The following is a 13,327-nucleotide window of genomic DNA, read 5'->3' on the forward strand; positions in this document are numbered from 1 at the left end:
CTCTGATAGTCTAATGACAATTAATAGAGGCATGAAAAGTTTAATCCCGGCTTCTGTTACTTCGATTCGCGAAAGCGTAGAGAGTTAAATATCTTAAACAGTTATAGAAAAGTATCTTTGAGCGATCTAATTAAATTTAAATGAAAAATCTATTTCTTATTATAACATTTACGGGTTATTCTGTATTAGCACAGACTCAACCAACCAATTGCTTGCCACAAAATGGGAGCGTTGGGATTGGTACACTGAATCCAAATGCAAAACTTGAAATAAATGCTACTTCAGGTATTACTCCTCTCAGGGCTGTAGGATCTAATGGTGCTCTGCTGATTGATAACGTAGGTTCGGGAGAATCCTATTATCAGGCAAATATGTTTCACCAGTTTCAGGGGACTTCCAGTGCGCCTATTTTAACCATGCTTAACACCGGTAATGTCGGAATTGGGACAGTAACCCCAGTGTCCAAACTAGATCTCAGTGGGATCCTCCATATAGCCTATCCTGGGATTTTAAATTATTCTTCTACCGGTGGTACTTACATAGGCTGGAATAAATCCGGTGGCGGCGGAGAAGCGAATTTTGTAAACAACATTGCAGGAGGGAATATGGGTGGATTTACATTTGATAAAACAACAGATGGCTCAACTTTTACCAGATTGATGACAATCGCTGATAATGGTAATGTCGGAATTGGGACAATAACCCCAGTGTCCAAATTAGATCTCAGTGGGATCCTCCATATAGCCTATCCTGGGATTTTAAATTATTCTTCTACTGGCGGTACTTATATAGGCTGGAATAAATCTGGCGGTGGCGGGGAAGCAAATTTTGTAAACAATATTGCAGGTGGGAATACGGGAGGATTTGCATTTGATAAAACGACAGATGGCTCTACCTTTACCAGGTTGATGACAATCTCTGATAATGGTAATGTTGGTATAGGAACGAATACACCTGATGCAAAGCTGGCGGTTAATGGTACTATCCATTCAAGAGAAGTGAAAGTTAACACACAAGGTTGGCCGGATTATGTGTTTAAATCGAACTATGTATTACCTTCATTGGCCGAAATAAAGACCTATATCAACGAAAACCATCATTTGCCAGAAATGCCAACAGAGCAGGAAGTTGCAAAGGAAGGTATTAAACTGGGTGAGCTAAATAAATTACTGGTCAAAAAAATAGAGGAACTCACCTTGTACCTTATTCAGCAAAAAGAAGATGCTGATAAACAGAATAAGATCCTGCAGCAACAGATCAATGAACTAAAAAAGAGAGATCCAGGCTCTAAAAATAATTAACAATTTTTAACAGTGCAGCTTTAATCCTATACTGTTCAGTCAAGTCCAATAAATAGATTTTTAGAGATAAAAATTGAAATGTTCTTGAGTTAATTAATTTATAAGGTCATGAAAACATTAAGTAAATCTATAGCAAACCTTTCGTTGGCTGGTTTGCTGATTATTGGTTCTGTAAGTGTTGCCAGCGCACAGCGTGGTGGATTTCGAGGAGGTTTCAGTCATGTCAGTTACAGAGGTGGTGCTGGCTTTTATGGCGGGTCTTCACTACGAACAGGTACTGTATTTGGTTTTCGTGGTTTTTATCAACCATATATTTACGCTAATGTCGGCTTGTGGATTGACGCCCTGCCTTTTGGTTATTATCCATTTTACTGGGGACTTGATCCTTATTATTACTATAATGGAGTATTTTATCAGCCAGGTGTTAATGATGGCTATCAGGTGGCAACTCCACCTGTAGGTGCCGAGTTACCTTCCATACCTGCGAAAGCAAGTCAGGTTGTTATAGACGGAGAACAGTATTTTGAATACAATGGTGTTTATTATACTCAGATCACTAAAGATAATGGAACAACCGCTTATTTGGTTGCCGGAAAAAATGGTGTTCTGAATACCGGCCAGGATGACGCTGTCTATCATCAAAACCCTGTAGTTGGTGATGTAGCTGATCAATTACCTGAGAACAGCCACAAAGTGACCAGCAATGGTAAAAAGTATTGGGTTACACCTACAGGTGTTTACCTGGAAAAAGTTAAAATGGATGATAAAACTGTTTATCGGGTTTCAAGCGTTCCAAGTGCTGCTGACACCCCCCATAACAGTTTATAAATATTAAAAAGGCCACTTTATGTGGCCTTTTTAATATTTACGAGTTTTATTTTTTCGCTATTGATAAAGTCTCGGTGACTTTGCTACAACCAGCCATCCCCATATAAGGATCTTTACCTTTGTCTGATTCACTTAAAAAGTAACGTTTGGTCATGGTACAATACTGACGATACAGTATGTTATTGTTAACTTTCAGCTTTTTGAGTAATGTGTAAAGGTTATTCGACAGATTGGCAAAGTGTTCGCGCTGATGATCAATTTTATTGACTTCGCTGATATGTCTGCTATCAAATTCCAACTTAGGCAACAAGACAGCTTCATCGGTTGTAAGATCTGCTTTAGGGACAGTGCCAATAGAAGCCAGCAATATTTTTGCTTTGCCCTCTGCAACAGTTCCATTACCGCTGATCAGCGCATCCTTTAAAGCCAGGTAATTAGTAATTACTGTGTTAACAGGCCCGCTTATTGCTTTGTTCTGAGCGTTAATATTCATGGTGAACAGCAGTACAGTTAAAATGCTTAAAGCAGTTGTTTTTAAAGTTCTCATGTGTTGATTAATTATGGTTTCTAATTTAATTATTCTGATGTCGGAAACGCTGGCTTAATGACAATTTTTCTATTTCCTAAAGTTATACTTCAGTGTCAGGCCTCCATAAAAATTAATACCTGGTGCCGGATTATAAAATGTCGCCGGGTTGCTGGAGGCGTCCGCATTAAAGTTGATCCAGGAAGAATATTTGGTGTTCAGCAGGTTATTGCCCCCACCGAATACATCCAGGCTGAACTGGTTCAGCGGGATACGGTAACCGATTTTTCCAGCCAGTAAAGTATATGCTTTTTGAAAATGTGTATTACTGTCATTGATCGGTGTACGGCCTATATAGTTCAGTACAGTGTTAAAATAGATTCCAGCTTTGGTTTCCAGATCAATTCCTGCATTAAACATATCAGGAGATACACCGGTAACTTTTTTACCACTGTTATCAGTCTTGACAATGGCATTGGTCGTACTGTTAAAAGATTCCTCAATATAGTTTTTAAACTTATAATCACTGTGGGTATAAGTGACCCATGGTTTTAACAAACTGATAGTCTGGTTCGGATCATGAACCAAAAGATAGTTCAGAGACAGTTCCAGTCCTTTCTGATCCGTAGCTCCCGCGTTGCGATAATTTGAACGGCCATTGGCCAGGTAATATGGCAGGATGGCATTCGTCAGATTCATCTGGTACACAGACGCATCAAAATTCAGCGCATCATTGAGTATTGTGCCGCGGAAGCCCAGCTCGTAATTGATCCCTTTCTCGGCTTTCAGGTCTTTGTTAAAACTGCCGTCACCATTATTAATTTCCGAAAGTGAAGGAGGAGAAAAGCCATAGCTGACACTCGCATGGGCAGCTACATTATGATTAAATGTTTTAACGAGAGCCACTCTTGGTGACACTGTCGATGAAAAATTCTGTATGCCGGAATAATTATTATGCGTAGCGCTTTGCGGCACCAGGTCAGTTACATTATAGGACAGGCTATTGATACTGCTTCCAAGGGTCAACAGGAAATGAGCAGGTAAGTCGAATTCGGCCTGCGCAAATAAGATATTAGATTTTGAAGTAATCTGGTTACTGCTTTGCAAGGCCCCCGTTTCAGCTGGTGTTCCCGGGCTGTCATTGACGATATTATACGTTCCATTTAATAAATTCTCGATCTGAAGCTCATCACCAATCGTAAAGCGGCTTTTGATCTCTCCTAACTGAGGGGCAAAGGTAAACTTTGTTCTGCCGCCATAACCGCCTGTGGATTGTTTCAGATAACCATTATAGTAAATACTCTGACCATAAGGATGACTGAGTGTTTGTGAATTAGTATAAATACTGGTTGTATTGCTGAACAAGTCGTTGAATTTATAATCCTGGGCAATCCCCGCCAGTGTGTAAGTATACTTAGCTACCCCAGTCTTATTATCAATACAGAACTGGACAGCCTTTTTAGGTGTATTCATTGCCCAGGTACTATCTACACTACCCGCAATGCCAAAGTTCCCCTCATCATGATTGGCTATTACCGTTATCGTTCTTTTTGGGCTGACATAGAACTGTCCGAAAAGATTGATCGCATCTTTGTTGCTCCATTCATTCTGGCGGTAACCATCATAGGTCTGGTGCACATAATTAGCAGAAAGGCTAAAATTGTCACTATTGGTCTTGTAAGTCACACTCGAGCGGGCCAGACCAAAGGAACCACCAGTAAAACCTGCAGCCAGGCTGTTCTCATCAAATTTTGGTTTATCATTCTTCAGTAATACAACACCGCCTGTACCTGCGCCATAGATACTTCCTGCCGGGCCTTTGATAATCTCGATGGTACCGATCTGTCCAGGATCAAAACTCAGGGAATGCGAAGCAGAGTTATCTGGTGAAGTCAGCGGAATATCGTTCCAGTAAACCTTGATGTTTCGTAACCCATAAGGATCACGGAGGGCACTGCCACGTAATGAAATCTTAAAGTCGCCTGGTGCTTCTTCTTCCATTTTTACACCAGGAACAGTGTTTAGTATAGGTAGGAGGTCACTTTGACTATTGCGGTGCATATCCCTGGCTGTGATCAGCGCTACTGCACCTGCTGTTTCAATCAGCTTACGGTTACTTTCATAACCCGTTACAGTGACTGTGTTCAGATTGTTCGATGAGGTGGCCAGCTGCACATTGATAAATCGCGTGGGGTTGGAAACTTTAATTGTTCTGGTTTCATAACCTATAAAGTAGATTGTGATGGCAGTAACCGGGCTTTCTGATTTCAATTCAAAACCCCCATTCCCATTGCTTTGTGTAGAAATTGTCGTGCCGTTTAATGTAATTGTCGCGCCCGGAATGCCCGCGCCGGTTTCCTGGTCGGTGATTTTGCCTTTCAGCGCTTGCTGAGCAAAAACAGTGAATGCCGCCAGTAAGAAATATAGCGTAATAGAAATTTTTTTCATGTAAATACCTTGTTTCACTGATCCATAAATCAGTGAAAAATGATCATTAATAAGTAATTGAATGAGATTGCCTGCGTATTTCAGGCAAATAGAAACTGCATTAAATCAATAACCGGGGTGGTTTAAAAATTGCCCCCTTACAGCGGCTCGAATACCGGACCATATCAGTGGGGAATTTGTTCTTCAGCTTAGGGGCTGATACCGGGGGAAGAAAAGTTAACCCGATATGTTCCTGAAAAAATGAGACTACAAGACGGTTGAAACGATCTTTGTTGTTTTGTTTTTTTTCATTTTCTTCGGCCTGCCTGATCTTCTTCATCAAGTAACATTTTCCATTACAATGCAAATAAGGTTTCGCCTTATTCTCACAGAGGTTGGCTGCGATATAGTTTCTGTTGAGCTCAAATCCCATGCAGGTGAAAAACCTTGATAAGTTTATACTTATCAAGGCCAGCAAAAGCAGGTACGTCACGAAGCGGTTGAACATTTAAAATTTTATACAGACTCTAAGTTTTGGTAATCAGATACGAAGACGCATCCATATACCGGAATACAGGTTTTTGACCGGGCCATAGTCCGGCTTGAGCTAATCATAATTAGCCTGGAAATAAGAAAATTTAAGCGATCTGTTTGGGCGGTTGGAAGATCGTTCCGGTATAGCGGTGAATATATTGTGATTGATATGCAGGAAAGGATCCTTTATTGTTTTCTAAAATCACAGGAGAAATAAAAGTTAAGCAGAAAGGCTCCTGGAAAAATGAGATGTTCAAATGACTGAGATTGTTTCTTGTAGCCTGTTTCTTCTCGTGTTCTTCAGCTTGTTTCATCTTTTTCATCAGGTAGCAATGACCATCACAATGCATCCAGGGACGGTTTTTGTTTACACAAAGATTTTCAGCGATGTATTTTTGATTGAGTTCAAATCCGGCAAAGACAAAACAGCGCGAAAAATTCGCTAAAAGCGTGATCAGAATCAAACTAAATATGGTGGCCCGGCGAAACATCGCGGTAAAATTAAACTATTGAACCGGCATAGATTCAACATTTTTAATTATTTTTATTCAGGGTTTAATCCTTTTGATTTATAATGAGTAAAAAAGCCGGTCTAATGACCAGTGACGAGTTGTTGGAAGTTCTGTCCCTGTCTAAGCATGCAACTGCGATATATAAGAATGCTGATATTATTATACAATCAGCAAATGACGCAATGATTGCCTTTTGGGGTAAAGATCGTAGTATTATCGGTCTGTCTTTAGAGAAGGCCGTACCCGAATTAAAAGGACAGCCATTTATTAGTTTATTAAAAGAAGTCTGGCATAGCGGGAGAACTTATCATGCAAAGGATACACTATCAACACTCAGAGTTGATGGTAAATTGCAGGATTTCTATTTCGATTTTGAATACCGGGCTATTCTGGATGAAAGTGGAAAGACCCGTTGTATCCTGCATACGGCAACAGATGTTACTGCGCAGGTAAAGGCAAGTATACAGCTGAAGGAACTGAAAAGGGCGGAGAAGGTATTGTCTGATGAACTTGCTGAGTCTAATGAAGAACTATCTGCTATTAATGAAGAATTAAGAAGCACCAGTGATGAGGTTAGAAAGTCTTATGATCAGTTAGCTTTGCTCCATAACCAGTTAATTATCGCTGAGCATACATCACGTCTGCTGTTAGATAGTGCACCCGTTGCGGTTGGCGTCTTAGCATGTAATCGCTATCTTATTGAATCGGTTAATGATAAACTCATGCAGCTCTGGGGAGTTGGGCATGATGTCATAGGGAAACCCATAGATCAGGTATTAGGGGGCGAAGAGGCTACTTTATTAATTAAACTGGTGGATCAGATCAAAATAAGTGGCCAGCCTGTTTACAGCAATGATGTGAAGCGGTTAACAGAAGACCTGGGGTTCCGTAAAACACTTTACCATAATTATATATTTTTCCCGGTAAAAAACGACAAAGAAGAAACGATCAGCGTAATGATTGTTGCAAATAATGTTACTGAGCAGATGATTACCAGATTGGAGCTGCAAAGAGTGGAAACCAAAATGCGCATGGCTGTAGAAGCAGCGAATATTGGTACCTGGAATATAGCACCCAAAACGATGACATTGGTATACAATCCTACATTAGCCAAGTTGTTTGGTTATGAAGGTGTCGAACCGATGACCTTTGACCAGGCCATTGGACAGGTTACGGAAGATTACAGGGAGCGGATACAAGAAGAGATTAATCAGGCCATTAGTACCGGTGGAGATTACGATATTACTTATTCCCAGAGGCGGTTTAATGACGGCGAAATTGTCTGGATGAGATCCATGGGTAAAATAACCCAGGACAGTAGCGGTGACTATTCCCTGTTTTCTGGACTGGTCATGGATATTACCGAGCAGAAAAAAGACGAACATCGCAAAAATGACTTTATTGGTATGGTTAGCCACGAACTCAAGACCCCGCTTACTTCTTTGAGTGCTTATGTACAGATTTTGCATGGTAAGGCTGAAAAATCCGGCGACACATTCGCCGCCAGTGCACTACATAAAGCTGGAATTCAGGTTAAAAAGATGGGCAGCCTGATCAATGGATTTTTAAATGTATCCAGACTGGAGGCAGGTAAAATACTCCTGGTTAAAGATGAATTTGAACTGGATACCTTAATTAAAGAGAGTATTGAAGAATTTCAACTGTTGTCTCCCGAGCAGCCTATTACATTCGAACCCTGTCCGCAGATTATGATTTCTGCTGACCGCGATAAAATAGGTAATGTGATCAATAATTTAGTTTCCAATGCGATTAAGTATTCGCCGAAAGAAAAGGAAATCAAAATTACCTGTACAGTAACAGGAGGTACTGTTGAGGTTGTCGTGGAAGATCAGGGTATGGGAATCAAGTTACAAGACCTGCCAAATTTGTTTGAACGGTATTACCGGGTAGAAAGTGAGCAGACCCATGCAATATCCGGCTTTGGTATCGGACTTTACTTAAGTGCCGAGATTATACAGCGTCATGGTGGGCAAATTCGGGTAGAGAGTCAGTACGGAAGCGGATCTAAATTCATATTTAATCTACCCACAGGTAATTAAAATTAATATAGTTTATAAGGATAGACCAAGTTTTTTCAGGTCAGCCAGGTTACCATTAAATAGATTTGTATCTACCGGACCTGTTATACCATTAAAAGTTCCTTTATCACTGTTTTGCCAGAAAGTATATGCTGTCCAGTCCGGAGGTAAAACAGGTGGTTTTGTCTGGTATGATGCTATCCATAAAGGGTAATTGCCAAATCCTGATGGGTTGCCCAGGTAGTCATGCCAGAAGTTAGTATTCGTATAGATCATAGGTGTTCTTCCTGTTTTTGCCTCCACACCATTCAACCAGTCTTTGATCAGCTGAATACAGATTGTCCTGTTTGCAATGATATATGCATTAAGTGAATCAGGAACCTGCCATTCAATATCCAGCACAGGCGGTAAGGTGCCCGGAGTGGAAAAATTAATTCCGTTGCCCAGAAAATTTGCTATCTGCTGGTCTGCCGGTGCATTTTGAAAGGTTAAAAAATGATAGGCCCCTCTGATTATCCCTGCATTGGTTAACTGGCCGAAATATTCCTTAAACATAGGGTCTTTGAAGGTAATACCCTGGCTGGCTTTGCAATAGACAAAACTGATCTCATTGCTGAGAGTCGGCCAGGTAATTTTACCATTGTAATGAGAGATATCTATTCCCTTTAAAGCGGTTGAAGCGGGCTGTTGTTGTGTTGACTGAATAGTATCTGTCATTTTAATTTACCTTGTTTCGGCCAAAAAATAGTTTTAGCTAAGGCAAAGTAAGAATATAGAAATTAAGAAACTGTTAGTTCTGATAAGTATTTTAATACCAGTGTATTAATTATTGATCAGATGCGGAATAAAACAAGAAGTGTTGCCAGTAATTAAACTATCATCTTCACGGATGCTCATCCCGGCAGGTTGTTGTCCGATAACCCAGGAGCCAATAACCGGAATTTTCTTTTCAGCTTGCGGGATATTAAATAGCTGCTGACAGATGAAACCTTCCTTACCATAAATGCCTTCAGTTTTTTCAATTACCTGTCCATTTTTAATGATACTGATATTTGCCCCCTCTCTGGAATAAACAGGTTTTTTTACGTAATCCTTTAGGCTGTTCTCCTCCTCAAAATAACATTCCAGGATATAAGGGCAGTTCGGGTATAACTTCCATAAAACAGGTAATATCGCTTTATTTGACAGGATCATTTTCCAGGCCGGTTCGATCCAGTAGGCTTTTGGATTAGACAGAAGCTGTTCAAAGAAAGGCTCATTGACCAGCCATTCCCAGGGGTAAAGCTTGAATATGTTTTTGATTTCTTCATCTTCAAGATCTACAAACTCCCTTTTTTCCTGGTCCCAGCCTATGTCATCAATGAATACCAGTTTGGAAGGGATTCCTGCCTGTATAGCACAGTCCCTCATATATTCTACCGTAGTTAAATCCTCAAGAGATTGTTTGACGCAGGTAAAATGCAAGATTCCTTCATAGAGATAAGGTTTCAAATATTTCCAGTAATCTACCAGACGCTCGTGGACCGAATTAAACTGATCTTTATGCGAAGCAAAGTCCTGTAACCAGAACCATTGAACAATACCCGTTTCAAATAAGGAGGTAGGCGTATCGGCATTAAATTCAAATAATTTTAGATTATTTCCGTCAAATCCAAAATCAAAACGTCCGTAAATGGCCGGATCATCGTCATTCCAGCTTTTTTCAATGAGTGCAATTGCTTTTTCCGGAATGGCGAACCGGGCATAAAGCTTGTTGTTGATCACATATTGTACAGCCTCCAGGCACATTCCCCAGAGCTCCGCTGTAGCAGATTCTATTTTTGTGATTTCAGCCATTGAAAATTCATAATAAGCACTTTCATTCCAGTAAGGGACATCGGCTGTATGGAAACCAAAACCTAACTTTTCTACAGCAGATTGCCAGTTATTTCTGGGTGATATTGTATGTCTTTGCATTAAGATGAAACAGAAAATGAATGTGAGCCCCCAAAACCGCCTCTTATCACTGCCCCCTTCATGGCCGATCTGCCAATATTTGACCGTTCAGTAAGTGCAGAAGAATAATAGCCCGAATGATGATAACCGCCTCCATAATACATTCCATATGGCCTGAAGGCATAATACCACAAAAACGGAGAGATATGACTGCCCTGGGTATGCGTATAATTAGCTGTGGTATCTGAACGCAGGTATACTTCGTTCGAGTCCCAGTCTGGTTTAGGTTTACTACAGGAAGCCAGCGCTGCGGTAATGAGCACAAGGTTTACAACTTTTGATTTCTTCATGCTAGTTGACTGTGATAAAAATCTGGTAATTCTTTTTGATCATCAGGGTCGTGTCTTCACCCGCACTATTTTCTCCCTGTTCTTTTGATAAGTCCAGCGAAGGAATTGTATCGAGCCTTACTACTCTTTTGACGTCTTTGAATTTGACCCAGAATATATTTTCAGTTTTCATGACGTCAACCGAGTCATTAAGATGTGTGATATGAACTTTTGTTTCTACAGAGCCACTTTTGTCTACAGTTTTAACTTTGTCATCATTTTGCTCCTGGCAAGCCGTAAGTGACAGGACAAGGATGAAGAGAGCCAATTTTTTCATGGATCGAATTTGAGCAATTAAGACCGGAATATAAGAAAAGTTCCAGAAAAAAATCAGCCAGTCTTTTTAAACTAGATGAAATTCATGATTAAGGCTGGTTTACAGGGAGGTTTAACTATTTTTAACGTTAGCTCACGGTCGTTGTCCTGATGAATGCCGTATCTTTGATCCCTGAAATTGCTCGTAGCCTATCTATCTGCGGCCCTTAATTAAATTGATTATGAAAGTCACTGTTGCCTCTCTCTTTCTTCTGATTTTATGCAGTGTGAATGCCTCGGCTCAAACCTGTAATTGTGCAGAAGAATTTCAGTATGTGAAAGATAAAATAGAAAAAAACTATGCTGGTTTCAGAGATAAGGTGAATCCAAAAACCAGAGCGGCTTATCAGCAATCCTCAATCGAGATATTAGCCAAAGCCAGACAGGTTACTTCATCACCTTATTGTATCTCTCTGATTAATGAATGGATTGGTTTTTTTAAAGATGGGCATATTGAGATAGGACGTAACCGGCTTTCAGATTATAAATTTGTAAAAGATCAGGAAAAATTAGTTCAGGATGTAGAGAAATTAGCACTCGAAGAAGATGATCTGACCAGACTTAAAAATTCAAAGGATATCAGCGGGATATACTGGAGTAAAGATTCCACCTATAAAGTCGCTGTTATAGCCAATAAAAATAGCTTCAGGGATTATGCAGGAATAATACTGGAATCCAGAATTAAGGCCTGGAAAGCGGGTGACGTAATAATGGAGCTAAAGCAACAACAAGGGGCTTTAAAGGGGATCGTATATGATCAGTATTATACCCCCGAAAATGTGACGCTTAAAATCGGACAGAACAGATTAGGGGAGTGGCAAAGAGACGGAACTGTAAACGATAGGATAGAAAAGATACCAGATGCCGATGTGTCCGGTAAACTGCTCTCAGCCCAGACATTTTACATCCGGATTGGTACATTTAACCAGCGAAACGCAAAAGGAATAGATTCCTTAATCCTGTTTAATAAGGATGTCCTCGATAAAACACCTAATTTAATTCTAGACCTGCGGGGTAATGGCGGGGGAGCTGACTTTGCTTACAGGCCACTTATTCCTTATCTGTATACCAATCCTATCAAAACCGTTGGGCCGGATATCCTATCATCGGCCGACAATATAGCAGGGTGGGCAGGCTTGTTAATCAAGAACGACCTTCCTGAAGATCAGAAAAATTTTATCAGAGAAAAAATCGCTGCAATGGAACAGCATAAGGACGAGTTTATTAGCTTGGGGGCTGATAAGGACCTGGTATTAGATAAAGGCTTATTGTTTCCTAAAAAGATTGTGATATTAATCAATAAAGGTTCTGGTTCTACCACAGAACAATTTTTACTGGCTGCAAAACAGAGTAAAAAAGTAATTATTATGGGTGAAAACTCTGCCGGTGTGCTGGATTATGCCAATGTCCGTGATATTGCTTTGAGTTGTATGCCTTACGCACTGCATTACGCAACAAGCCGGAGTAGAAGAGTCGATATGGGCAAAGGAATAGATAATGTAGGTATTAAACCAGACCGTCCGCTGAAGGCCGGACAGAACTGGGTCACTGCAGCACAGGAATACCTGGAAAAATAATGAATTATAATTTCCAAATTCTATCTGTCAGAGTTAAATCGTAAAACCTTTACCAAAAACGTCATGTACATCGTGAATGACCACAAAGGCATCAGGATCTGTTTCGTGGACCATTGTTTTTAATTCGATGAGTTCCGGTTTGCTGATGACAACATAAATAACCTCTTTACGCTCTTTGGTATATGCACCATGACCATGTAATACTGTAGCCCCTCTCACCATTCCTAAGGTGATCTTTTCTGCAATAGCAACCGATTCATTGGAAATAATGGTTACTGCTTTCTTTGTATTAAATCCTTCTACAATAAAATCAACGACTCTGGCACCAATATAAACAGCAACCAGCGTATACATTGTCTTTTCCGGACCAATGATAAAAGTCGAAAGACCAATAACGACTATATCAACCACAAGCATGGCTGTGCCTAATTTCCATCCCCAGAGCTTCTGAAAAAGCCGGGCAATAATAGCCGAGCCACCCGTTGTACCTCCCGAAAGAAATACAAGCCCTATGCCCCCTCCCACAAACAAACCTGCAAATATGGCCGCCAGTAAGGGGTCGGTAGTCAGGGGTGGATGTGTGTTTTCTGTGAAATAGAGAAAAAGAGAGGAGAAAAATATGCCAAACACAGTGTAGATAATTGTTCTCTTATCCAGTAATTTATAACCGATAGTCATCAGGATGACATTCAGGATCAGATTTAAAATACCAGGTGACCAGTGAAAGTAATAAAAGGCAACAATGGTCAGTCCGATTACACCACCTTCAGATAATTTATTCGGTATCGCAAAATAATTGATACCTAAAGCAAAAATAAGGGTGCCTAAAATTATCAGTGCGATATTTTTTGCATGTTCTTTTGTCGCAGGAGTTGCCATGATATTCTTTTAGATAATGAAGATGAAATAGACAGAGCGATCGTTAAAAAGGCTCCTAACGATAT

The 13,327-nt window shown here is 40.3% G+C and carries 13 protein-coding genes; 4 read left to right on the forward strand and 9 right to left on the reverse strand.

Annotation, left to right across the window (positions count from 1 at the left end; all coding sequences use genetic code 11):
• The first annotated feature begins 140 nt into the window (after nucleotides 1-140).
• A complete protein-coding gene (locus HDF25_RS08800) occupies nucleotides 141-1,301 on the forward strand; it encodes a hypothetical protein (RefSeq protein ID WP_184624374.1) in 1,161 nt (386 codons plus the stop codon).
• A gap of 108 nt (nucleotides 1,302-1,409) precedes the next feature.
• Nucleotides 1,410-2,129, forward strand: coding sequence for a DUF6515 family protein (locus HDF25_RS08805; protein ID WP_184624375.1), 720 nt, complete (start codon nucleotides 1,410-1,412; stop codon nucleotides 2,127-2,129).
• Nucleotides 2,130-2,175: 46 nt separating this feature from the next.
• Here the strand turns inward: HDF25_RS08805 and HDF25_RS08810 are convergent, their stop codons facing one another.
• The 4 genes from HDF25_RS08810 to HDF25_RS08825 form a co-directional block, all read right to left on the reverse strand.
• Nucleotides 2,176-2,676, reverse strand: coding sequence for a DUF3347 domain-containing protein (locus HDF25_RS08810; RefSeq protein WP_184624376.1), 501 nt, complete (start codon nucleotides 2,674-2,676; stop codon nucleotides 2,176-2,178).
• A 69-nt stretch (nucleotides 2,677-2,745) separates the two neighbouring features.
• On the reverse strand, nucleotides 2,746-5,103 hold the full coding sequence (locus HDF25_RS08815; protein WP_184624377.1) for a TonB-dependent receptor: 2,358 nt from the start codon (nucleotides 5,101-5,103) through the stop codon (nucleotides 2,746-2,748).
• A gap of 100 nt (nucleotides 5,104-5,203) precedes the next feature.
• On the reverse strand, nucleotides 5,204-5,422 hold the full coding sequence (locus tag HDF25_RS25825) for a hypothetical protein (RefSeq protein WP_260409344.1): 219 nt from the start codon (nucleotides 5,420-5,422) through the stop codon (nucleotides 5,204-5,206).
• A 298-nt stretch (nucleotides 5,423-5,720) separates the two neighbouring features.
• The gene (locus HDF25_RS08825; protein ID WP_184624379.1) at nucleotides 5,721-6,107 is read right to left on the reverse strand and encodes a hypothetical protein; all 387 of its coding nucleotides are present in this window, start codon (nucleotides 6,105-6,107) and stop codon (nucleotides 5,721-5,723) included.
• An 83-nt stretch (nucleotides 6,108-6,190) separates the two neighbouring features.
• Between HDF25_RS08825 and HDF25_RS08830 the strand changes: the two genes are divergently transcribed.
• On the forward strand, nucleotides 6,191-8,188 hold the full coding sequence (locus tag HDF25_RS08830; RefSeq protein ID WP_184624380.1) for an ATP-binding protein: 1,998 nt from the start codon (nucleotides 6,191-6,193) through the stop codon (nucleotides 8,186-8,188).
• A 12-nt stretch (nucleotides 8,189-8,200) separates the two neighbouring features.
• Here HDF25_RS08830 and HDF25_RS08835 read toward each other — a convergent pair whose 3' ends face one another.
• The 4 genes from HDF25_RS08835 to HDF25_RS08850 all read right to left on the reverse strand — a co-directional run bounded on the left by HDF25_RS08835 (nucleotide 8,201) and on the right by HDF25_RS08850 (nucleotide 10,768).
• Nucleotides 8,201-8,884, reverse strand: a complete 684-nt coding sequence (locus HDF25_RS08835) for a glycoside hydrolase family 25 protein (RefSeq protein ID WP_184624381.1) — start codon at nucleotides 8,882-8,884, stop codon at nucleotides 8,201-8,203.
• 105 nt (nucleotides 8,885-8,989) lie between these two features.
• Nucleotides 8,990-10,123, reverse strand: a complete 1,134-nt coding sequence (locus HDF25_RS08840; protein WP_184624382.1) for a glutathionylspermidine synthase family protein — start codon at nucleotides 10,121-10,123, stop codon at nucleotides 8,990-8,992.
• A complete protein-coding gene (locus HDF25_RS08845) occupies nucleotides 10,123-10,452 on the reverse strand; it encodes a hypothetical protein (protein WP_184624383.1) in 330 nt (109 codons plus the stop codon). Before HDF25_RS08845 ends, HDF25_RS08840 begins: the two co-directional genes overlap by 1 nt.
• A 1-nt stretch (nucleotide 10,453) precedes the next feature.
• On the reverse strand, nucleotides 10,454-10,768 hold the full coding sequence (locus HDF25_RS08850) for a hypothetical protein (protein ID WP_184624384.1): 315 nt from the start codon (nucleotides 10,766-10,768) through the stop codon (nucleotides 10,454-10,456).
• 220 nt (nucleotides 10,769-10,988) lie between these two features.
• Between HDF25_RS08850 and HDF25_RS08855 the strand changes: the two genes are divergently transcribed.
• Nucleotides 10,989-12,383, forward strand: coding sequence for a S41 family peptidase (locus tag HDF25_RS08855; RefSeq protein ID WP_184624385.1), 1,395 nt, complete (start codon nucleotides 10,989-10,991; stop codon nucleotides 12,381-12,383).
• A 33-nt stretch (nucleotides 12,384-12,416) separates the two neighbouring features.
• Here HDF25_RS08855 and HDF25_RS08860 read toward each other — a convergent pair whose 3' ends face one another.
• Nucleotides 12,417-13,262: a YitT family protein gene (locus HDF25_RS08860; protein ID WP_184624386.1), complete on the reverse strand. Its 846-nt coding sequence runs from the start codon at nucleotides 13,260-13,262 to the stop codon at nucleotides 12,417-12,419.
• Nucleotides 13,263-13,327: the final 65 nt, after the last annotated feature.

The sequence above is a fragment of the Pedobacter cryoconitis genome, assembly GCF_014207135.1.
In the GTDB taxonomy this organism is placed as follows: Bacteria; Bacteroidota; Bacteroidia; order Sphingobacteriales; family Sphingobacteriaceae; genus Pedobacter; species Pedobacter cryoconitis_D.